Origin of the sequence: Oculatella sp. LEGE 06141 (assembly GCF_015207605.1) — a bacterium.
In the GTDB taxonomy this organism is placed as follows: domain Bacteria; phylum Cyanobacteriota; class Cyanobacteriia; order Elainellales; family Elainellaceae; genus Oculatella.
Map to the genome: position 1 here is coordinate 62,734 of NZ_JADEWO010000011.1, position 20,052 is coordinate 82,785.

The 20,052-nt window shown below is 50.5% G+C and carries 20 protein-coding genes and 1 tRNA gene; 12 read left to right on the forward strand and 9 right to left on the reverse strand.

Going from position 1 to position 20,052, the window contains the following annotated elements; genetic code table 11:
* Positions 1-5: 5 nt before the first annotated feature.
* The 4 genes from IQ268_RS10340 to IQ268_RS10355 all read left to right on the forward strand — a co-directional run bounded on the left by IQ268_RS10340 (position 6) and on the right by IQ268_RS10355 (position 4,299).
* Entirely contained in the window at positions 6-491 is a 486-nt protein-coding gene (locus IQ268_RS10340; RefSeq protein ID WP_193878174.1) for a hypothetical protein, read from the forward strand.
* A gap of 344 nt (positions 492-835) precedes the next feature.
* Entirely contained in the window at positions 836-2,239 is a 1,404-nt protein-coding gene (locus IQ268_RS10345) for a CHAT domain-containing protein (protein WP_193878176.1), read from the forward strand.
* Positions 2,240-2,920: 681 nt separating this feature from the next.
* Entirely contained in the window at positions 2,921-3,556 is a 636-nt protein-coding gene (locus IQ268_RS10350; RefSeq protein ID WP_193878178.1) for a hypothetical protein, read from the forward strand.
* A 281-nt stretch (positions 3,557-3,837) separates the two neighbouring features.
* Positions 3,838-4,299, forward strand: a complete 462-nt coding sequence (locus IQ268_RS10355; protein ID WP_193878180.1) for a hypothetical protein — start codon at positions 3,838-3,840, stop codon at positions 4,297-4,299.
* A 119-nt stretch (positions 4,300-4,418) separates the two neighbouring features.
* Here IQ268_RS10355 and IQ268_RS10360 read toward each other — a convergent pair whose 3' ends face one another.
* The gene (locus IQ268_RS10360) at positions 4,419-4,568 is read right to left on the reverse strand and encodes a hypothetical protein (protein ID WP_193878182.1); all 150 of its coding nucleotides are present in this window, start codon (positions 4,566-4,568) and stop codon (positions 4,419-4,421) included.
* Between the two features lie 340 nt (positions 4,569-4,908).
* On the opposite strand from IQ268_RS10360, the gene IQ268_RS10365 reads away from it, so the two are divergent.
* Together IQ268_RS10365 and IQ268_RS10370 are read left to right on the forward strand one after the other, a co-directional pair.
* Positions 4,909-5,868, forward strand: coding sequence for a YegS/Rv2252/BmrU family lipid kinase (locus IQ268_RS10365; RefSeq protein ID WP_193878185.1), 960 nt, complete (start codon positions 4,909-4,911; stop codon positions 5,866-5,868).
* Between the two features lie 143 nt (positions 5,869-6,011).
* Positions 6,012-6,368 (forward strand): hypothetical protein, encoded by a 357-nt coding sequence (locus tag IQ268_RS10370; protein WP_228035247.1) that lies wholly within the window; start codon positions 6,012-6,014, stop codon positions 6,366-6,368.
* A 108-nt stretch (positions 6,369-6,476) separates the two neighbouring features.
* Here IQ268_RS10370 and IQ268_RS10375 read toward each other — a convergent pair whose 3' ends face one another.
* Both IQ268_RS10375 and IQ268_RS10380 read right to left on the reverse strand, forming a co-directional pair.
* The gene (locus IQ268_RS10375; protein ID WP_193878186.1) at positions 6,477-7,319 is read right to left on the reverse strand and encodes a sigma-70 family RNA polymerase sigma factor; all 843 of its coding nucleotides are present in this window, start codon (positions 7,317-7,319) and stop codon (positions 6,477-6,479) included.
* A gap of 4 nt (positions 7,320-7,323) precedes the next feature.
* Entirely contained in the window at positions 7,324-7,899 is a 576-nt protein-coding gene (locus IQ268_RS10380) for a peptidoglycan-binding protein (RefSeq protein ID WP_193878188.1), read from the reverse strand.
* A gap of 223 nt (positions 7,900-8,122) precedes the next feature.
* On the opposite strand from IQ268_RS10380, the gene IQ268_RS10385 reads away from it, so the two are divergent.
* Positions 8,123-8,677: a hypothetical protein gene (locus IQ268_RS10385; RefSeq protein ID WP_193878189.1), complete on the forward strand. Its 555-nt coding sequence runs from the start codon at positions 8,123-8,125 to the stop codon at positions 8,675-8,677.
* 17 nt (positions 8,678-8,694) lie between these two features.
* Here IQ268_RS10385 and IQ268_RS10390 read toward each other — a convergent pair.
* A tRNA-Ser gene (locus IQ268_RS10390) sits at positions 8,695-8,779 on the reverse strand.
* 532 nt (positions 8,780-9,311) lie between these two features.
* Here IQ268_RS10390 and IQ268_RS10395 point away from each other — a divergent pair.
* Complete coding sequence (locus IQ268_RS10395; RefSeq protein WP_193878191.1) at positions 9,312-9,893, forward strand: hypothetical protein; 582 nt, start codon at positions 9,312-9,314, stop codon at positions 9,891-9,893.
* A gap of 52 nt (positions 9,894-9,945) precedes the next feature.
* Here the strand turns inward: IQ268_RS10395 and IQ268_RS10400 are convergent, their stop codons facing one another.
* The 3 genes from IQ268_RS10400 to IQ268_RS10410 form a co-directional block, all read right to left on the reverse strand.
* The gene (locus tag IQ268_RS10400) at positions 9,946-10,878 is read right to left on the reverse strand and encodes a TIGR04168 family protein (RefSeq protein ID WP_193878193.1); all 933 of its coding nucleotides are present in this window, start codon (positions 10,876-10,878) and stop codon (positions 9,946-9,948) included.
* A 116-nt stretch (positions 10,879-10,994) separates the two neighbouring features.
* Positions 10,995-11,513 (reverse strand): NYN domain-containing protein, encoded by a 519-nt coding sequence (locus IQ268_RS10405; RefSeq protein WP_193878195.1) that lies wholly within the window; start codon positions 11,511-11,513, stop codon positions 10,995-10,997.
* 547 nt (positions 11,514-12,060) lie between these two features.
* Positions 12,061-12,891, reverse strand: a complete 831-nt coding sequence (locus IQ268_RS10410) for a sulfurtransferase (RefSeq protein WP_193878197.1) — start codon at positions 12,889-12,891, stop codon at positions 12,061-12,063.
* Between the two features lie 184 nt (positions 12,892-13,075).
* Between IQ268_RS10410 and IQ268_RS10415 the strand changes: the two genes are divergently transcribed.
* Both IQ268_RS10415 and IQ268_RS10420 read left to right on the forward strand, forming a co-directional pair.
* A complete protein-coding gene (locus IQ268_RS10415; RefSeq protein WP_193878199.1) occupies positions 13,076-14,011 on the forward strand; it encodes a tRNA (5-methylaminomethyl-2-thiouridine)(34)-methyltransferase MnmD in 936 nt (311 codons plus the stop codon).
* 285 nt (positions 14,012-14,296) lie between these two features.
* Entirely contained in the window at positions 14,297-14,500 is a 204-nt protein-coding gene (locus IQ268_RS10420; protein WP_193878201.1) for a hypothetical protein, read from the forward strand.
* Positions 14,501-14,877: 377 nt separating this feature from the next.
* On the opposite strand, the gene IQ268_RS10425 is transcribed toward IQ268_RS10420, so the two are convergent.
* Positions 14,878-15,243, reverse strand: a complete 366-nt coding sequence (locus IQ268_RS10425; RefSeq protein ID WP_193878203.1) for a translation initiation factor — start codon at positions 15,241-15,243, stop codon at positions 14,878-14,880.
* Between the two features lie 97 nt (positions 15,244-15,340).
* Between IQ268_RS10425 and trpB the strand changes: the two genes are divergently transcribed.
* Together trpB and IQ268_RS10435 are read left to right on the forward strand one after the other, a co-directional pair.
* Positions 15,341-16,618: a tryptophan synthase subunit beta gene (gene trpB, locus IQ268_RS10430; RefSeq protein WP_193878205.1), complete on the forward strand. Its 1,278-nt coding sequence runs from the start codon at positions 15,341-15,343 to the stop codon at positions 16,616-16,618.
* Positions 16,619-16,984: 366 nt separating this feature from the next.
* Entirely contained in the window at positions 16,985-17,614 is a 630-nt protein-coding gene (locus IQ268_RS10435; protein ID WP_193878207.1) for a ribonuclease H-like domain-containing protein, read from the forward strand.
* A gap of 5 nt (positions 17,615-17,619) precedes the next feature.
* On the opposite strand, the gene IQ268_RS10440 is transcribed toward IQ268_RS10435, so the two are convergent.
* Positions 17,620-20,052, reverse strand: coding sequence for a response regulator (locus IQ268_RS10440; protein WP_193878209.1), 2,433 nt, complete (start codon positions 20,050-20,052; stop codon positions 17,620-17,622).

The window sequence follows — 20,052 nt, forward strand, 5'->3', positions numbered from 1 at the left end:
AACCTATGTCTCTTTTCGTCAACAGCGCTCAAGAGCTAACCTATCAACACATTTCAGAGTATCTACGCTCCTCCAGCCTGTTCAAAGACACCATGCAGGCGGCGACCGATGCTCCTACGTTCAACCTGCTTTACCAACCCTCCACGCTGATTGAAGTTGAGGTTTTGCCATGGGAAATTCATCCCTGGCAAGATGCAGAGTTAGCAGTAGTGAAAGCATCCAGCCATATCACCATCGGTAGAACAATGGATGCTGAGGTGATTCAATTTTTGCTGGCTGAAAATAGCAAGATGCGCTTTGGTGCCTTTCAACTGGATGAAGCCGGTCAAGTCCTGTTTGTTCACAGCATTTTGGGTGGCGAAAACATGGATTTGCTGGAGCTAGAAAGCTGTATTTTGTCTGTAGCAGCGATCGCCGCCACCTACGAAGACATTCTCGCAGCAAAATTTAACGGACAGCGGCTGGTTGAACGTCCACTGGTTGAAATTTAACCTGCCGCCACATTAAATCCGCCAGCCATCAGGCGTTGTGGGAGCGATATAGGGATGACAGGGGCATTGCACTGCAATGCCCCTACATGTGTTGGGCTATCAACCAGATTTCTTGACCCTTTTTGAGGGCGATCGCCAATTCACCAGGCAGAAAGTAGTATTCTTTTGCTCAAGCATGAAAGAATCCCTGTAGAGCAAACGTCCTGGTTTCGCAAACTTGGGTTGTTGAAATAATCATATCCCAACACCATAGCAACTCATTGCGGTGTGACCCTGATACGACGTGATGTTGAAAGACACCCAACCATGACGTTTATTCCTTCATCCACTGCATCTATAACGCTATGAAGTTCATTCGACTGATTCTGCTATTTCTGCTGGCATGCAGCTGGGCGATCGTCGGATCGTTTCTCCCCCTTTTGCTGCACAATCAGCCTGTACAGGCCACTCCAGCCTCATCCATGACCACTTCAATGTATCCACAGCCGCTCTCTGCACTGCGACTGGATGTAGAAAGGCTACAGCAAACCCTCGATCGTGAAGACCTTGCAGATGCAATTCGTCAGGTAGAGTTAGGCTGGAAGCAACAATATGAGGATTATTATCAGGGAAACTTAACCAGCCAGGTATTAGGGAGCGATCAAATTGCTCAGAGTCTCAACCAGATAGCGCGGCTTACTGGCAGGCGATCGGCTTTAATCTACGCGATTCCCACCCCAGAGCAGCTAGAGCTGATTTTGCTGCCACCACGCGGCCAACCTGTACATCAGCGCATTTCAGAGGCTAATCGCGAGCGGCTCAACCAAACCGTCGAAACCTTTCGCGCAGGGGTCGTGAATGTTAGTTCCCAGGCATCAGAGTATTTGCCCGTCGCTCAACAGCTTTATCAGTGGATTATTGCCCCACTAGAAGCAGACTTAGAGGCTCAACGAATCGATACGCTGATCTTTTGTCTGGGTACCGGACTCCGCAGCCTGCCGCTGGCGGCCTTACATGACGGTGAACGGTTTCTAATTGAAAAATACAGTTTCGGCATCATTCCTGCCTTTAACCTGCTCGATCGCCAACCAGCAGCGCTTGCGAATACCAGAGTGTTGGCAATGGGTGCCTCCGAGTTTCAGCAAGAAGCCCCGCTTCCTGCCGTTCCGGTGGAGCTTGCGGCCATTACCCAACTTTGGCAAGGAGAAACCTGGCTCAATCAAGAATTTACGATGGAAACGTTGAAGGCGCGGCGATCGTCCTATCCGTTTGGCATCATTCATTTGGCAACCCATGCGGCTTTTGTGGGCGGATCGGTCGATGAGTCGTATATTCAGTTTTGGGATCAACCGTTACATCTCGATCGCCTCAGAGAGTTAAACTTGCGGCTTCCGATTGTGCAATTGCTGGTGTTGAGCGCCTGCCGCACCGCATTAGGTGATCCCAATGCTGAATTGGGATTTGCAGGGTTAGCTGTACAATCTGGAGCCAAGGCCGCCTTAGCCAGCTTATGGTCGGTTAGTGATGCCGGAACGCTAGTGCTAATGATTGATTTTTACAGACAGTTGATGACCGCTCCCATCAAAGCAGATGCTTTACGACAGGCGCAGCTGGCGATGCTGCGTGGGCAGCTTCAGCTACAAAGTTCCCCCATTCTACGGGCGATCGGTCGCAACGATTTACCTGTCGAATTAAGGGAATCTGCCAGCGTCGATCTATCTCACCCCTACTACTGGGCTGCCTTTACCCTAATTGGCAATCCCTGGTGAGTCAAATAGAATGGACGCTGGAGCAGAGCGCTAAGCCCCATTCATAAACCACTACCCTGGGTAGTGGGGTAGCGTGGGGATAGCTATCATCCCCACACGTTGATGATTCATTCGATCGCCCTGGTCATTGCCGCTTAGCCTATATGCCTCTTCTCAAGCCGTAGCCTCTTCTCAAGCTGTAGCATGGGACGAACCAAGGGGGGATTAACCTGGCAGCCATTGTTCTTAGGGCAAACCGTGTTTGGACTCCGCTCAGCACTCGCTCCCGTGTGGGGTGAGCGGAGTCGAACCCCAATCCCTTATGCCAAATCTTTTATTGCCAGGTTAATAGATGCACTGAAGTAGACGCACTGAGATTCGTTAAAGGATATTTCGTACCTCGCTGGTTTGAGTTTGACCCATTACAATATCAAGTGTTGCGATCGTGATACCTTAACCGCCAGCAACGGCTTTCCTTTGGAATCGACAACACGCACCCACAGCAACATTCTGGCAATGAAATGGGTAACACTGTAGCTCTTTTAAGGGAACCGAGCGACAACTTTACCTCAATTGCCAATCAATCTTGAAGAAACATCATCCTACAAATAACTTTTTTTTCCATTTCAGACTTTAATGGAAGTAGTGAGAAATTCTCTCCCGACTATTGAACATCATTACTCAAACAAGGAACGCTCTGAGATGCAAGTTTCACCAACCAATTCCTCCTCTGATCCAACATTGTCGAAGCTGCTGGAAATTGATGCCGATTTAGCGTCTCAAGAGGCTCAACTATTAGCTCAAATAGAGGGCATTGGTGAAAAGCGAAAAAGCCTCCAGTCGGTTGTCAGCATGTTTTCATCTAACAATCATTCTGTAGCGGCAGAGCTAAGTGCAGCGATTGATGCATCAGCTTCAACAGGCAAAGCAGCTTCACCTGTTAACGCTACAGCGAATCATGCATCCGCGGCTGAGACTACTAAAGGCGATCGCAAATCCTCATCCACGTCTCAACAAAGCAAGAAGGCAACTAACACTAGCAAAGGGAAACGGCGAGAGCAAGGGTTACAAGATTACATGCGGCCAGAGTTTGAGAAAAACTCCTTGCCACAGGCTGTATCCACGGTCTTACAACAGCAACCCGATAAAGTGATGGGCATCCCTGAGATGATCGACTCCATCTATGTTGATGAAACACCCAAGGCAATGCGAAGCAAAGCCAGCACCCGAATTGCCAACGCCCTTTCGGCTGGCTTGAAAGAAAACAAGTGGTATCGCGGCAAAACGGGTCGGTATAGCCTTTCTCAAGCTGCCGCCAGAGCTGATCTGTCCTCATAATTCAACCGCTCCTTATCACCTTAACCGTGGAGAATCATTGCGGTCGTTAATGGCTGAAGCAGCCAATTTAATCCCTGGGTGTTGTAGTGTTTGAACGAAGCAATACTGACCAACATGATTCTCCTGCGCGGTAAACCTGGTGGTATGGGTTCCTGTTTCGGGCAGGAATGGCGATCGCCATTTAACCTGTTATCCCTGGCTTACCTTTGCAGCTAAACGCATATTTTGGCTACGAAAGCAGTTAGGATACTGGAAGATGGCAGAACTCAAATAATTTAAAGATGGTAGAGCGTCCAATCAAGAAATCTGAGCGACCCGCTAAGGAGACTACTGACAGTAGTTCCGCTAGCCCTGTTTCCCCATCGCCCAGACCATCGAAACCTACCCGTCGCAGCGATCGGGATAGTGATGACAGTGAAAGTAGAGACAAAGGTGGAGATAGAGGCAGAGGCCGGGATGAAGGCAGAAGCCGGGATGAAGGTAGAGGCCGGGATGAAGGTAGAGGCCGAGGCAAAGGTAGAGGCGGTTCCAGGGAAGATGCCCCCAAAGCGCCTGCTAACCTTGCACTCATGAGAGGGCCGAAGCCAGCCAGAGCCACTCCTGTCGCAGAAGAACCACCGTCCGAGACTGAGCCTGAGACTGAATCTGAGGTGGAGTCTAACGGTGAACCAGATACAGTTTCAGAGAGTGATTCATCGGCGGGCGAGGCAGACAGCGTTCCCAATGCCTCCACGGATAGTTAAGGGCTGGCAACAGTCTCAAACTGCCTATTCTTTCGAGGTTGATGGGTTGACCGTTTGAAGTGAGCCAACGGCAGGTTTTCGTTTAATCCGTCTCGGTTGGCCGCTTAACTCACCCAGAACTAATAGTCTGAGCAAACAGGCCGTCCATTGAACTGGGTTGAACGCCCAACGGCACCATCAGCCCGTTTTAGTAGGCTTTGGCTGCGAACAAGGGCATAAATCTGCCCTGGGGTTGCAGCCTTAACCAGGCCGTATTGGGTTTTCTGCATTCACCTATGAACGAGGGCACTGCGACGCAGTGCCCTCGTTGATGTATTTCTCCATAATGGAACAACGATTGTGTATCGGGCGTAACTACAGGCTTGCGGGCGAATCATGTACCTGACCGTACCTTTTCCTGCAACTCCTTTAGGGGCATACCTCTACAGCAGGGAGTGACGTTTGTAAGTCATACCGACCTTCAGCGATACCTGATCTGGGAACCTGACGTTCTTTCTAAAAAATTGGAGAGAATGGGAAGATATACATCGCTTCTCCCATCAGTAGCTCGATCGCTCCACAAACGGTTAGCCCACTGAGTACTCAATCTCACTCTTATTGCATAAACCTATGACTCGTTCTGCCTGTTTGATTTTCAACCCTGTTGCAGGGCAAGGGGATTCAGAGCAAGATTTAGTAGTAATTCGCTCACTGCTAGAACCCACAATCGATCTGGATGTCCAGTTGACAACCGAAGAAATTGACGCAGGCCAACTGGCTCATGCTGCCGTTGAGCGTGGAGTTGAAGCGATTATTGCCTCCGGTGGGGATGGTACCCTTTCAGCCGCCGCAGAAGCCCTGGTTGGTACCAGTATTCCCTTTGGCATCATCTCTCGCGGAACAGCAAACGCTTTTGCCAATGCGCTCGGGCTACCCGACACGATCGAGGGTGCGTGTCAAACCATTTTGGGCGGCTATACCAAGATTGTTGACGCGGCTTACTGCAACGGCAAACCGATGGTTTTACTGGCGGGTATTGGGTTTGAAGCAGAAGCCGTTGAGCAGGCCGATCGAGATGCTAAAAACCGACTCGGCATGTTGGCTTATGTGATTTCAGGCATTCAGCAGTTGCGGAGGCTGGAGTCGTTTGATGCTGAAATCGAAACCGATGAGCAGGTGATTAAGGTCACGGCTTCTGCCATTACGGTTGCAAATGCGGCTCCCCCCACTTCTATCCTGGCGCAAGGACCGGCTGGCGTTATCTATGATGATGGCTTGCTCGATCTCACTATTGTGGCTCCTGCCAATACAGGAGGAGCGATCGCCGCCTCAATTCACCTCTTACAAACGGCTTTGTCGGGTCACGCCGTTGAACGAGATGACATTGGCTATTTACGGGCAAAGCGGATCAAAGTAACGACCACCCCACCGCAAAAAGTGGCGCTGGATGGAGAACTGATCGGCACCACTCCGATTGAAGTTGAGTGTATTCCTCAAGGGCTAACGGTCTTTACTCCAGGGATGGAAGAGGATACACCTGTCGAAAAACTGGAAGGGCTGCCCAATTTGATCATTGAGCCAAAAAGTTAGCCTGTGAGGTAACTTTCTCGATCGTGTGTAGCGAACTGGCAAATATCACCACATATCAGTAGACCGATGTTGCGATCGCCTTGCCGCAACGGTTGACATAGCGGTTGAACGATCGAGCTGTATCTTTCTCAGGGGATAGTACTATGTCCAGAAGTCGGATAGTGCGATGGAATCAAACCAATAGTTCTCAACCCAGCCAGCGATCTGCATTAATGCAAAGTGTCATTCAAGAAGGGGTGCGTCAGGCACGGCAAAGTGCCGACCAGGCTTACTGGAGCTTTGTGGTCGCTAGTATTATGACCACAGCCAGCACCATCATCGGCCTGGGAGGAGCCGGTTTGTTGCTGGTCGGCAATGCCTCCGAAGGCACCGTTACAACCGCAGTTGGGCTGGCTTCTGGAGTCTATTCTTACCAACTGTCTAAAGAGGCAACCGATCGCCAAAAAGCAGCCAATGACCGTCTCGATCGAATGCTACAGCAGTTAGAAACTGTACTCTAAATCAAGAAAAGAGTGATCGTAATACGATCACTCTTTTTTGGAGACACTATTTGGAGACACTGACGTTGAAAATTGAGTTGGGAATACTGAGCAGCACATTTGATACGTTTAAAACGACCTCCCACGCTCATCCGGTTCATCGTCATCAATCTGCACGTTCTGTCGAATCGCATCATAGAGTTGCCGTAGCTTCTGAAGCGCCCGGTATCCGCGCTGACGAGCCGCGTTCGCATTGAGCGCCGCCTCGTTTGGGTTGGATAACGCTTCGCCAATTTCCTGCCACGCCTGATGCTTCAGCACTCTGGCATGTAAAATTTGGCGATCGTCATAGCTCAACTGCTCTAGAGCGAGCCGCATGGCTTTTCGATCTTCAGCAAAGATCAAATCAGAGAAAACCTCATCACCCGGAGAGAACCCTTCGCCGTCCAACTTGGGTTTGTCTAGTTTGTCTTGTTTGCGCCGTAAATCGCGGATGACATTCAAACAGGTGGATCTCAACCAGGGCAACGGTTTTTCAATGATGGTGCCCAATTCGATTCGCCTGATGCCGATCGCATAGGCTTCAGCCATAATCTCCTTAACTTCATAGGTGCCGTAGAGCCGATGTTGGCGCAGGGTTCGGGTGACACTTGCCAACAGAGAACGGGCATCTGGATTCTCAATATCGAATAGTGCTTGAATCGCAATGTCAAATTTTCGCTTATTGTCACGCTGTCGATTTAATTCCTCAATCACCTCCAGGCACGTTGTTTTAAGCCACGCTAAGTGAATTTCAACCACTGAATCCGCCGTAAGCCAACCTTCGTTGCGGCTACAGGCTTTATCCAGAATGTCATCGACGTTACAGATTTCAGCCAGTTGATACAGTTCCAACGATCGTTGAATAAACGCCTTGAAGGAGTCTATATCAGGATGTTCAGAATCAAAACGAAGTTGAAATTTGCTTGCCATAGGTTCACCCAGATTGAAGAGCAGAGAAGGTTTGCCAACCCGGTATACCGTCGTCCTTAAGTTGCTGAGATTTTTGAAATTCTTTGACAGCCGAGACAGAAAGCTGGCCAAATTCGCCATCAATGGCTCCCTGGTAGAACCCCTGCTTGGTTAACTGTCGTTGTACTTCCTCCCGAAATTGTCTGATAGCCGCCACCGAGCGATCGCCCCAGACACCATCAATCGGACCATCATAAAACCCTTGATCCTGTAAAAGGCGTTGGGTTTCGGAACGGGATTCCTGCTCAAATAACGTCTGCTCTAGGTGCTCTCTCAGCCATGCCTGCTGATCTTTGTACTGCTCGACAAACTGTTCATCCAGCAGGCCAATTCGTTTTCCCCAGATGCGGTCAAACTCATTAATGAGAAAGTTTAGCAGTGAGTCTTGTTCTGCCATGGTGTAAATGGCTTCCAAACAATCCGCATCGTCCTCGCTTAGCTCGCTACAAAGTGCCAGCCTGCGATACTCTTTCAAGGTAGGAATATAGACTTGAAAAGCTTCAATCAACCGATCAATCCAGTCTTCTATCGAAGAATCCATAGCAGTCACTCCTTCAGTCTTATCCAAGCACAGCTTTAGTGAATGAGCGGCTTTCCATCAGCAATGGATGTCTACCCGCTACATACTGTTGTGCCGGAAACCGAGCCAATGTTACTGAAGCGCCGCTGAAATTGTCTGTCGTCTCGTAACACATTGCCGAAATTCCACACATACAAACAAAGGCGAGCAAATTTAGCTCACTGCATGGTAGAAAGAGGTTGAAATGAATGGACTGAATCTGGAAACTCGTCCGTCTAGCGCCACTGTAGAACAGACTATAGCTGGCAACGTCTCTCGGTTCAAATCCAATCGGAATAAGGATAGGGTTCTTCCCCAGCCGAATATTGTGCTGCTAGATGGCGATCGCCTGTCTCCTGGTTTAATTGACGCGTTAGCAGAGGCACAAAACGACTGGATCAGTCTATTGCATCCCGATTGGGAACTAGAAATAGATGATCCCAGGGGCGTGGGTATTGCCGACTCCAACCGAGCTAAAACGCGGGATCACCTTACCGTTCAAGAACTGGTCGCTTTAACCCGCCCGGTACCGTACCAATCCACCACAATCGACCAACAGGTCTATTGGACACACACGCGTTGCTTACAGGTCATTGGCTTTGGTCGATCCAGGCTGGTCGTTAGCTTTAGCCATTATCCACATAAGGGCGATCCGGTAGCATTCCTTACCAATCGGCTAGATTGGTCGCCGCGCAAGGTTATGCTGCACTGGTTACGCTGTTCTTCGCCGAGTGGTCTTTGCTCAAGCCAGGCTCTTTAAAGATGACCCATTGCAAACGGAGAGGGTGGGATTCGAACCCACGGTACCTTTCGGTACACTCGATTTCAAGTCGAGCGCTTTCGACCACTCAGCCACCTCTCCAGGTAATAGTTGCGGATGCGGTTCGCTGTGTTTGGCAAGCTGTACACAGTCACGAGTTTAGCAAACGCAATCAGTCTTTTAGTTTACGCCAAATTGGCTGTCATTGGGCTAGCGTTTTCACTTTTCTATGATATCCAGCGATCGCCGCTTCTCCCGGTTCCGGGTTCCGGTTATTGGTTGAAGACGTGTGGTGACTGCCCAAGGCTGAACCCAACTTCAGCAGCAACCAGCGGATGAGATGGTGCCAGCTCAGAGGGTGATTTAAAGGTGCGGTCGAGCCGCCCCCTTTTCTAGCTTGCCGCAGGTGCTAAGTCCCCAAAGGTTGGAAATTTAGGGGGCGAATGCAGCACATTGGATACTTTTAAAACACCCTTTAAGTAAAATTGAAGCATTATGTACGAATGTAGGGCGATCGCGCCACGCTTGAGCAAATTCTATTCCTGTAGTAAATTTAGTTTAGATGTGTCAATAAACACATTTGGGTGTTTTAAGTAACCGTGTTCCTAGCCGTGCAGTAAGCACATCCAGCGCTATGTTGACCAACCTAGATTTGATGCGAACGTTTGTGCAAAGTTCTCTGCAAAATCAGGACGTGTTGCTGGCAAATCCAGAGCTACAGGCACAGACGGTGTGCAACAACAATCAACTCACCGCTAAGAAGGAAGGCGTGCTGGCCATCGCCAAACTCAAGGAAACACCGCCTCACTTTCTGGTAAAGGCGGGAACATCCAGTTGGGAATGGATGAACCAGGTATTAGCCGAGCACAACTTCTTGCTTACCGGGGAAGCGGATAAAAATTCGTTCTATCAATTTCGTACGTGTCAGGTGCCGCAGGGATATCGGATGCACTGCACCAAGTCAGTGATTCTCTGGCGAGCCTGGTGGAAATACAGCAGACATGCGGCACAATTAGGCATTCCGCTAGATTTGCTTATCCGTACCCGCGCGTCGTGGTATCCCATTCGTGATTTAGTGATCAGCAACGGGGTGCTTTACATCAAAACCCTGGGAACCGAACTGCAAGTCCATGCCGACGACTTAATTACATGGCTGAGTAAAACGAAAGCAACCCCGCAAGAGTTCACTCAGCCCTCTGCCAGACCCGCCCGCTAAATCACGGTTTTTTGCAGCCGTGCGTCCAGCGAGCCGCACAACACCCGTTGCCTTAGCTTGATGCCAGATGGGCAGCCGTGCGATCGCCCTCATACAGTACCGTTTGCTCACTGATTTCAAACTGGGGGTTGAGCCAAACCAGTGAGGCTTTTGTAACGCTGCCCGCCCGTAGCGACACCAGCGAAAAGTTTCGCTGCCGCCCTTCTGCTGTGTCAATAATGCGGGGCACGCTGGCTGCATTAAGATACACCGTCCCAAGGTCAGAATGTACCATCGTGCGATGCTGTTTACTGTGGCGAAGCTGGTGATGCATATGCCCAAAGGTCACCAGCGGAATCGATTTTCCGAGTGCCCGCGTCTGTGCGATCGCCAGAGCTAGGTCAGGATCGCCATGATCGCCGCCAATCGGGTTCCAGTCGCGTCCGCAGGGATCTTCAGCGCGATCGCCCAACCCGGTAGGGCCACAGTGTCCAACAAAAATAACTGTGTTAAAAGCGGCCTGTCGAGCTGCTGCAACAATTTTTGCCGTCGATTCTTCAAAGTTGCTGACGTGATATCGAGTTTGATAAAAGTCCGAATTTTTCCAGACAGAGCCGCCCCAGCTAAAGGGTCGCCCGCCCACTACCGACAACTGTAATTCGGGCACATCCAGCACCCCGTAACCGATGTGAGCTGCTCCCAACAGATCGAGCTGTTGCTGAACTCGATCTTCTAGCCTGTGGTCATAGGGGCTGCGCTTTCTGCCCCAGTCAGAGGCGGTATACCAGGCATCGTGATTGCCCAAGATCGCTGCTTTGGGGATGTTTAAATTGGCGATCGCCCGCACAACGTCCACCGATTCGTTACCAAAATCACCCACTAATACTACTAAATCAACCCCTAAATGATTCAGGGCTGCCTCATCGTCAGCATCCCAACGATCGTGGACATCTCCCACTACCGCCAGGGTGAACGTTTTGTCTAGATGAGGTTGATGGCTGACCATACCTGCTCCCGTGTAATTCCTTTTCCAGGATAGGCAAGCAATCTCAGTTTTTGCAGCAGGTTGACATTGGAGGGAACAATTTCTGTTTCCCTATACCCCACATCTCCTAACCCAATTTAGTTATCTACCTTCTCGATATGGGAGCGAATATCGTTCAAATCAATGTAGCGATCGGTGGCATTTCGCAGCTCTCTGGCAATCATTCCTTCTGTCGAAACAACCGTAATATGAGTGTTTTTGGAGCGCAATAGCTCGATCGCCCGTTCAAAGTCACCATCACCACTAAACAAAATGACCCGGTCATATTGCTCAACGGTATTAAACATGTCTACGACGATTTCAATATCTAAATTTGCCTTTTGAGAATAGCGCCCCGAATTATCGTCATAGTACTCTTTGAGAATTTTAGTGCGAACGGTGTAACCCAGGCTGATTAAGGCATCTCTAAATCCACGCTGGTCTTGAGGGTCTTTTAATCCGGTGTACCAAAAGGCATTGATTAACGTCACCTCAGAATCACTCGTAAAGTAAGACAATACCCGCCTTGGATCAAAGAACCAACCGTTTTTTTGTTGAGCGTAGAACATGTTGTTCCCGTCTACAAATATAGAAAGACGGTTTGAAGTGAACGACATAAAAACTTAGACCTAAAATTTTTAGCGAGGAATTAAACTAAAATCGCCCGAACTAAGCAGGCTGATTTTGCAAGATAGTTACTACTGAATTTTGAGCGACTTGACCATGAATCAAAGTATTCTAGCCTACTAAGATTTTGGGTCTTTTCACTCCTAACACTCTGCAATTGCAAAATGTACCGTGTTGACTGTAGGGGTTGGCTGGTATAAAAGCGACGCTGGTTGTAGCAACACGCTCAACCCGTTAACCGATGGATTTGCTCTACGATCTGCTCTACGACTATAGTTACGAAAAACGCACCCTTTGATGTACTGTACCGATACAGGTATAAATTTCCTGATATTTTCATTCCTATCTGTACTATCTCTAAGAAACTGTAAGTCCAGCTTTGAAAGGGCTACAACTCTACAACGTTGAAATATTTTTAATTATAAATAGTCTCCTTTGTGCCTTCCAAAAATCGGCGTATTTTTTATGTTCAAACTATCACCGCTTTAGGGAGTGTGCCTGTGCAAAAATTACGTCGATCGCCCATGCATCTCGCTCCTACAAGTAAGAACACCAATCGCTCCAACTTCCGGCGTATAGTTTTCCGACCGAAATACCTGCCAGTTCCAGCGACAGCAAGTTAACGCACGCTGTTACGCCAGAACCGCAATACACCAATACTTCCCCTGATTGTTCAAGAGCGCTCCAACGGTGCTGTTGTTCCAGCGGGGGGCGAATGTATCCTTGAGCGTCTGTAACGTCCATCCACGGGTAGTTTGCAGCACCCGGAATGTGGCCGGCGATCGGGTCGATTGGTTCTCGTTCGCCCCGATATCGCTCGGCTTCGCGGGAATCTACCAGAGCCACATTGGGCAGGTCTTTGCGGTCTTTAACTGTTTTAATATCAACCACCCAGTCTGAGCGCACCTGCGGCACAAACTCACCGGACTGCGGCTGTGGAATGGCAGAGGTTACCGGGTATCCTGCGGTTTGCCAGGCGCTAAACCCTCCATCCAACACCGCCACGTGGTCGTAGCCCATATAGCGCAGCAACCACCAAAAGCGAGCCGCAAACGCCAAACGAGAATCATCATAGGCCACCACGACCTTGGGCGTTGCAGCCGTGTTACTAATGCCACAGGCGGCCAGCTTGGCGGCCAGGGTGGGTGGATCGGGTAGGGGGTGCCGCCCGCCGTGGGGTGCTACCGGACTCGACAAATCGCGGTTCAAATCAAAGTAGTAAGCTCCGGGGATGTGAGCCGCTTCGTACTGTTGCCGACCTGAGGTTGGGTCGGCCAGGGCAAACCGACAGTCTGCGATCGCCACCTGTGGATCGCTGAGGTGTTGCACCAGCCACTCGGCAGAAACAATTGAAGTTAAAAGGGTCATGCAAACGTAAAGTGAAAACGAGGTGTGGTAGGTCTGAACAGATATTCTAAAGGGTAGACAATAATAGAGTTGCGTTAGTTGACTCTAGCGATTGCATCTTTTGCGTTTGGCGCGGGTCGTCCGTTGAGCCAGAATACCCTTTATTATTAAGAATTTTCTTCTAAAAGACGTATTGCAGACCGCTATGGACATCGTGCCCACAGCCGAACAGGTTTCCCTTCCACTGGTGTCAGAATTCGTTCCAGAATCAACGGCGGACGGCTCGTTTACCTTCTTTTCGGCTGAATTTGGCGAGTTTTTTCACAATCGCCACGGTGCCTGTCTGGAAGCCAGGTCAATTTATGTAGATGCGATCCGGCTTCCGGAGATGGCGCAACGGTCTACTGTGCGATTGCTAGATGTTTGCTATGGGCTGGGATATAACACGGCAGCAGCCCTGGAAACCATTTGGGCGGTCAACCCCAACTGCCAGGTGGAATGGATCGGCCTAGAACTCAACCCCACTATTCCCAACGCGGCGATCGCCCACAATGTACTGACCTGCTGGCCTGCTGCCATTCAAGCCATTCTAGTGGAACTGGCATCGTCGCATCAGATCAACGGCGATCGCCTTCAGGCGAGGCTGCTGATTGGCGATGCGCGTCAGACGCTGCAACAGGTTCACCACTCTGGGTTCCAAGCCGACGCTATTTTTCTCGACCCGTTTTCTCCGCCTCACTGTCCGCCATTGTGGACGATCGAATTTTTAGGACTACTGGCTCGCTGTTTGCACCCAGATGGCAAACTGGCTACGTACTCCTGTGCAGCAGCCGTCAGAACTGCGCTGCACGCTGCTGGGTTACATATCGGTTCCTTGCCCGGTGTTGGGCGGCAATCTCCTGGAACGATCGCCAGTTTCAACCCAGCCGTTCTGCCTTCTCTATCGCGCAAAGAGCAGGAACATCTACGCACCCGTGCCGCAATCCCCTATCGCGATCCAAGCTTGACCGATTTCGCTGAAACCATCTTGCAGCGCCGACAGGCCGAACAGCAAGGGTGCGGCCTGGAGCCAACCTCACACTGGCGAAAACGGTGGGCAGCAACCCCACCTCATCAGGCCAGCCCGGAGTCTTGCCTGTAACGAATTAAACTGGCGGCTTCAGGAAAAACAGCCGCATTATTGCGTTAAAAGCGGGTTTGTTTAAAGTTCTTAGTATCCGTTTAACCTCGTACAGATTTGGGTTCAATATTCGCAATTTCGCACATTTTTCGAATAGGGATGTTATAAGCAAGGTGGAGAGAACTCCAGCCACGGCTGGAACGTTCTCATGAAGTTTTCCTCACTCTGATTAATTCATCTGAGGCGATCGCAATGCAATTGGACCTGTCTGGCGATCGTCTGTCGATATTGTCGTAAGGAGATTTTATGCAGTACCTGCTCATGGATGCTCATCAACGCTTTATTGGTACCTTTCAAGCAAAACAGCCGATTGCAATCGGGGACACGTTTCAAAGTCCAACAGCGCAAACTTACACAGTGGTCGGGTTAAACTTATCGAGCCGACACAACTCACAGTTACCGTCTCTAACGGTCATTCCGGTTAAAGATTCCTCCCTGCAAGCGTCTTAATCACAACCCGCCCGTTCGGGATGACCCTCATGTTCGACGAACGGTTTAATTAGAGAGGGAGCCACCCGCGTCACTGGCCTCTGTGGGCTATCTCCCTCTCTCAACGAGTATTTAACAGTGCCAAGTTAACAAGTGCCAATAGTAGATTTGAGTCGTTCCCTGTTCTGGCGTGCCGCAGGCGCTCATCTTCAAATTTGGTGAACCTGGCAACAGATCTGGTTCGGAAAGTCCCAAGCCTGGGATATTGCAGGGACGATGCCGCACATTTGACACGGTGCAACCAATCTCTGAGCTTAATCGGGTGCGATCGCCTCTCTGCAAAAACGATGGCTTACGTCTAGTACAGCAGCACCAGGCGGGTTGTCATCTTGGGTCGTTCATCCTCCACTAACCTTGGCCTTGTACCCTAACGCCACCAGCGCTTGCACAATTTTCTGGCTATGGTCGCCCTGAATTTCGATCTCGTTGTCTTTGACGGTTCCCCCGGCACCACACTGAGCCTTAAGCTGCTTCAAGAGAGACGCTAACGTTTCAGGCTTAGATTGAAACCCCGTAATCACCGTCACAGTTTTGCCTTTGCGTCCCTTGCGAGAGGCTTGCACCCTGACATTTTGCTGATTGGGCGGCAGTTCTTGAACGGGACGCTCAAACGCAGACGGATCGGCAGAATTGCCAAACTCCGAATACACTATCCGATTGGCTTTGGCGTTGGTTGTTTTGTCACTCTTGCGTTTCTCAGTCATGTTTAAACGGCTTTAATAATTCAATTTGCTTCAAGACAGGATGAGATCTTTTTATAATGGTGGCTAATTTGTAACGCTCTTTATCATTCTAAAGTTTGTGACACACACTCCCCTTTCTCCTAGCCAGTCGTCCAGCCAATCGTCTAGCAGTAACGTTCCTGCGGACTTTTTAACCCAGCGTCCCGATCCGCTAGGTCGCTTTGGTCGCTTTGGCGGCAAATATGTGCCTGAAACGCTGATGCCCGCGTTAAGCGAACTGGAAACCGCTTTCTATCAGTATCGGGATGAGCCTGAGTTTCAGCAAGAACTTCAGGGTTTGATGCGAGATTATGTCGGCAGACCTAGCCCGCTCTACTTTGCCGAACGGCTAACGCAGCACTATGCCCGCCCCGACGGCAGTGGTGCCCAAATTTATCTGAAACGGGAAGACCTGAACCACACCGGGGCACACAAGATTAACAACGCTCTGGGGCAAGTACTGCTAGCAAAGCGGATGGGCAAGCAGCGCGTTATTGCCGAAACAGGCGCAGGGCAACATGGCGTTGCCACGGCTACGGTTTGCGCTCGCTTTGGGCTAGAGTGCATCATTTATATGGGCGTTCATGACATGGAGCGGCAAGCGCTGAATGTCTTCCGGATGCGGTTAATGGGTGCAGAGGTTCGTCCAGTTGAAGCGGGAACGGGCACTCTCAAGGATGCAACCTCGGAAGCCATCCGAGACTGGGTCACAAACGTTGAAAGCACTCACTACATTCTGGGTTCTGTTGCTGGCCCCCATCCCTATCCCATGATTGTGCGAGATTTTCAGGCGGTGATTGGTGAAGAAACGCGCGGTCAGTGTCAGGAAAAGTGGGGCGGCTTGCCAGATATTTTGCTGGCCTGTGTGGGCGGTGGTTCAAATGCGATCGGCTTATTCCATGAGTTTGTGCCAGAACAAACCGTTCGGATGATTGGCATCGAAGCGGCAGGAGAAGGGGTTGAATCGGACAAGCACGCGGCGACGTTAACCCGTGGCCGAATTGGCGTACTGCACGGTGCGATGAGTTTCTTGCTGCAAGATGATGATGGGCAAGTGATTGAGGCGCATTCGGTGAGTGCGGGGCTTGATTATCCGGGCGTAGGGCCAGAACACAGCTATTTCAAAGAGTCTGGACGGGCGGAGTACTACAGTATTACCGATCGCCAGGCGCTAGATGCATTGCAGCTTCTCTCGCGTCTGGAAGGGATTATTCCGGCCTTGGAAACGGCTCATGCGATCGCCTATCTCGACACACTTTGCCCACAGCTTACGGGCAATCCTACCCTTGTGATTAATTGCTCTGGCCGGGGTGATAAAGACGTTCACACTGTCGCTAAATTCCTGGATCTCAGCTAAATGTAGATGAATGGCCGTCTGGGTTTAGCACTTCTCAGACATCCGTTTAATATTCCAAAGTGAGGGTATTCTCTTCTGCCGTTTGGCGGTCGTTGGAATACCTTCTTTTACAATGGGCTTTTGAATGGGCTGGTGAAATAGCTCAATACGCGGAAACAAGTGCCAATCCTCTTACAGCCATTTTCATTTGCATTCACCACGCCTTAAGCCCTACATCCCACACCCATCTTGGCGAGACTGTGGCTGGCTCGATTGAGAACTGCCGTAAGAAGCTCAGATTTCTGTCATTACAAGAGTAGAGAAATCCTGTGAGAAGGTTTGAAACCAACAGACGACGACGTTCGTCAAATTTCCTAAAATAGCCCAATGGACTTAGAAGACTTTCAAGTATACGATCGCGACCTCTCTGATGCGGAGCTAGCTCATTACATGCAGGCAGACGCGATCGCCGTTGACACTGAAACAATGGGGTTGTTGCCCCATCGCGATCGGCTTTGCCTGGTACAACTCTGTGATCCTCAAAACCGAGCTACAGCCATTCGCATTGAACGAGGGCAAACCCAGGCACCCAACCTCAAACAATTGATGGAAACCGGCAATAGCGTTAAAGTGTTTCACTTTGCCCGGTTCGATCTGGCTACGTTGCGCCATCACCTCAACATTCAGGTTAAGCCTGTGTTTTGCACCAAAATTGCCAGCAAACTAGCTCGCACCTATACCCCTCGCCACGGCTTAAAGGATGTGGTGCAAGAGCTAGAGCAAATCGAACTGGATAAAAGCTCCCAAAGCTCCGATTGGGGAAATGCCGCCAATCTCACCCCGCAACAGTTACGCTATGCCGCTAATGATGTGCGCTATCTGCTGAATATACGGCTGAAGCTAACAGAAATGCTTCAACGGGAAGACCGCTGGGAACTGGCACAGCAATGCTTTGACTGTTTGCCTACAATTGTGTCTTTAGATCTGTTGCAGTATCTCAACGTTTTCGAGCATTGAAGCCGTTAGGTTCGTTTAAGTTGAACCAGGCGGGCGATCGCGTTCACCATCGCCTCTGGTTCAACTGGTTTAGCAATATGCATTTGAAACCCTGCCGTCTTTGCCTGCTGTTGATCAAACTCAGCGGCGTAGGCCGTTAATGCGATCGCTGGGATCTGCCCTCCTGCTTCTGTACTGCGCTGTCGAATCTGCCGGATCAGCATATAACCATCCACATCCGGCATCCCAATGTCGCTCAGCAATAGGTCGGGCACCGATTGGGTTAAAACTTCCAGCGCCTCCTTTGCCGATGCCACAACCACTACCTCTGCATCATATTGCTGCAACACAAATGCAGCAAACTCGCGCGCGTCTGGCTCATCGTCCACAACTAAAACTCGAACGCCCTGTAAGCTCAGCGTTTCAGGCGAGTCCTGCCGCTCCTGCGCCTGTTCTAAGGTGTTAACGGTAAGGGGTAGCCTGACGATAAAGGTCGCTCCCTGGTCTTCCCCGGCGCTACTGGCTGCAACCGTACCACCGTGCAGTTCAATTAAATGACGAACGATCGCCAGTCCTAACCCTAGCCCACCAAACTTGCGTGTCGTTGCGCTGTCGGCCTGGCGGAAATAGGCAAATACATGGGGTAAGAAATCCGGACTAATTCCCTTGCCGCTGTCGGTTACTGTAATTTGGGCGTAGCGTCGAAAGGGTGAAGTGGCGGGTGTTGCAGGTTGAGTGGAGTCGGATCGTTCAGCATTCATCACTGGAACCTCGCAACTCTCCAGCCTTACCTCAACCTGCCCGCCTGGAGGGGTAAACTTAATCGCATTCGACAGCAAATTCCAGAACACTTGCTGCAAGCGATTGGAGTCGCCTAGCACATGCCCATTATGGGGAATAAAGGTGGTGTGAATTTGAATGGATTTTACTTCGGCAGATAGCCGCACCGTCTCGATCGCCGCTGCAATGGTCGAAACAAGATCCACTGGATACACGCTCAAGCTGAGCTTGCCCTGCAAAATCCGAGAGACATCCAGCAAATCTTCAATCAGTTGAGTTTGTAATCTGGCATTTCGCTCGATAATCTCCAGGGCATGAGCCGTTGTCGCTGGATCAAAGGTGCGGCTCCGTAACAGCTTTGCCCACCCCAAAATGGGGTTCAGGGGCGATCGCAACTCATGGGACAGCACCGCGAGAAACTCATCTTTGATGCGGTTGGCTGCTTCGGCAGATTCGCGTGCCGCTTGCTCCCTGGTAAACCATTCTTCGCGTTCCGCTTCAATCCGCTTGCGCTCAGTAATATCTTCTGCAATGCCTGCCGCCCAACAGGCTCCTTCCGGTTCATTTTTAATAGGAAATGCTCGATCGCGAATCCAGCGCACAGAACCATCCGGGCGCAGCACTCGATACTCTAATTCATACCCCTCCTCTAGCACCTGGTTCAGGAAAACGGCACAAATGCGATCGCGATCCTGCGGATGAATAGCCTCAGTCCATTCTGCAATGTTGGCATACAGGCTCTCACACGAGCGTCCCCAAATGTGTTCATAGGCAGGGCTGATATAGAGCATGGTTTGCTCTCGACGGTTCAATATCCAAAGCACATCCTCGATATTCTCTGCAAATTGGCGAAACCGCCGTTCACTCTCGCGTAGTCTTTCCTCGGCCTGTTGCCGTTCACGGAGTGCCGCTTGCTGCTCGGTGATGTCATTAATGAGAACTAATCGGGCGGGTCGTCCAGCAAAGGTTTCTCCACGCGTTGACACTTCCACGTCAATCAGGGTACCGTCCTTCTTTTGGTGTTTCCAAACGCCTTTGTAGTCCGCGTCTTCAGGCAAACTAGAAAATATTCGGGTCAAGACCGGAACGTCTTCCGAAGGGCGAATATCCTGAATGGTCATAGAGAGGAATTCCGACTCGGAATAGCCATAGTGATCAATAGCAGCCTGGTTAACCGACAGGAATGCCAACGTTTTCGCGTCAAACACCCACATGGGTTGCGGGTTACGTTCAAACAGGCGTCGGTATCGGTCTTCGCTCTCTCGTAGCAACGCTTCGGCTCGCTGGCGCTCTCGGCGCTCCTCGGTTTCGCGCAGTGCCCGCTGTACGGCAGGCACCAGTCGTCCTAGCCGTTGCTTCAGCACGTAGTCGATCGCACCGTTTTTGAGCATTTCAACGGCCAATTCTTCGCCCAGCGTTGCCGAAACAAAGACAAACGGCACATCCGGACACCGCGATCGGGCAATGTCTAGCGCTGCAATGCCATCAAATGTGGGCAGGGAGTAATCTGCCAGAATTAAGTCAACTGGGGTTTGTTCAAGGGCGCTGAGAAACTCAGAGCGGGTTTCTACCCGCATCAGTTTGCAGTGAATCCCTCCTTCCACTAACGTTGCATAAATAAGTTCTGCATCCAATGAGCTGTCTTCCAGGAGAAGAAATTGGAGCGGGTCCATATTCAT

What these genes read in the sequence shown, in the direction of transcription:
- IQ268_RS10340 (WP_193878174.1), top strand. Translation starts at nt 6, where the DNA reads ATGTCTCTTTTCGTCAACAGCGCTCAAGAGCTAACCTATCAACACATT.
- IQ268_RS10365 (WP_193878185.1), top strand. Translation starts at nt 4,909, where the DNA reads ATGACTCGTTCTGCCTGTTTGATTTTCAACCCTGTTGCAGGGCAAGGG.
- IQ268_RS10415 (WP_193878199.1), top strand. Translation starts at nt 13,076, where the DNA reads ATGGACATCGTGCCCACAGCCGAACAGGTTTCCCTTCCACTGGTGTCA.
- IQ268_RS10355 (WP_193878180.1), top strand. Translation starts at nt 3,838, where the DNA reads ATGGTAGAGCGTCCAATCAAGAAATCTGAGCGACCCGCTAAGGAGACT.
- IQ268_RS10350 (WP_193878178.1), top strand. Translation starts at nt 2,921, where the DNA reads ATGCAAGTTTCACCAACCAATTCCTCCTCTGATCCAACATTGTCGAAG.
- IQ268_RS10410 (WP_193878197.1), bottom strand. Translation starts at nt 12,891, where the DNA reads ATGACCCTTTTAACTTCAATTGTTTCTGCCGAGTGGCTGGTGCAACAC.
- IQ268_RS10395 (WP_193878191.1), top strand. Translation starts at nt 9,312, where the DNA reads ATGTTGACCAACCTAGATTTGATGCGAACGTTTGTGCAAAGTTCTCTG.
- IQ268_RS10375 (WP_193878186.1), bottom strand. Translation starts at nt 7,319, where the DNA reads ATGGCAAGCAAATTTCAACTTCGTTTTGATTCTGAACATCCTGATATA.
- IQ268_RS10405 (WP_193878195.1), bottom strand. Translation starts at nt 11,513, where the DNA reads ATGTCGTTCACTTCAAACCGTCTTTCTATATTTGTAGACGGGAACAAC.
- IQ268_RS10435 (WP_193878207.1), top strand. Translation starts at nt 16,985, where the DNA reads ATGGACTTAGAAGACTTTCAAGTATACGATCGCGACCTCTCTGATGCG.
- IQ268_RS10380 (WP_193878188.1), bottom strand. Translation starts at nt 7,899, where the DNA reads ATGGATTCTTCGATAGAAGACTGGATTGATCGGTTGATTGAAGCTTTT.
- IQ268_RS10400 (WP_193878193.1), bottom strand. Translation starts at nt 10,878, where the DNA reads ATGGTCAGCCATCAACCTCATCTAGACAAAACGTTCACCCTGGCGGTA.
- IQ268_RS10345 (WP_193878176.1), top strand. Translation starts at nt 836, where the DNA reads ATGAAGTTCATTCGACTGATTCTGCTATTTCTGCTGGCATGCAGCTGG.
- IQ268_RS10360 (WP_193878182.1), bottom strand. Translation starts at nt 4,568, where the DNA reads ATGCAGAAAACCCAATACGGCCTGGTTAAGGCTGCAACCCCAGGGCAG.
- IQ268_RS10370 (WP_228035247.1), top strand. Translation starts at nt 6,012, where the DNA reads ATGTCCAGAAGTCGGATAGTGCGATGGAATCAAACCAATAGTTCTCAA.
- IQ268_RS10440 (WP_193878209.1), bottom strand. Translation starts at nt 20,052, where the DNA reads ATGAATATGGACCCGCTCCAATTTCTTCTCCTGGAAGACAGCTCATTG.
- IQ268_RS10385 (WP_193878189.1), top strand. Translation starts at nt 8,123, where the DNA reads ATGAATGGACTGAATCTGGAAACTCGTCCGTCTAGCGCCACTGTAGAA.
- IQ268_RS10425 (WP_193878203.1), bottom strand. Translation starts at nt 15,243, where the DNA reads ATGACTGAGAAACGCAAGAGTGACAAAACAACCAACGCCAAAGCCAAT.
- IQ268_RS10420 (WP_193878201.1), top strand. Translation starts at nt 14,297, where the DNA reads ATGCAGTACCTGCTCATGGATGCTCATCAACGCTTTATTGGTACCTTT.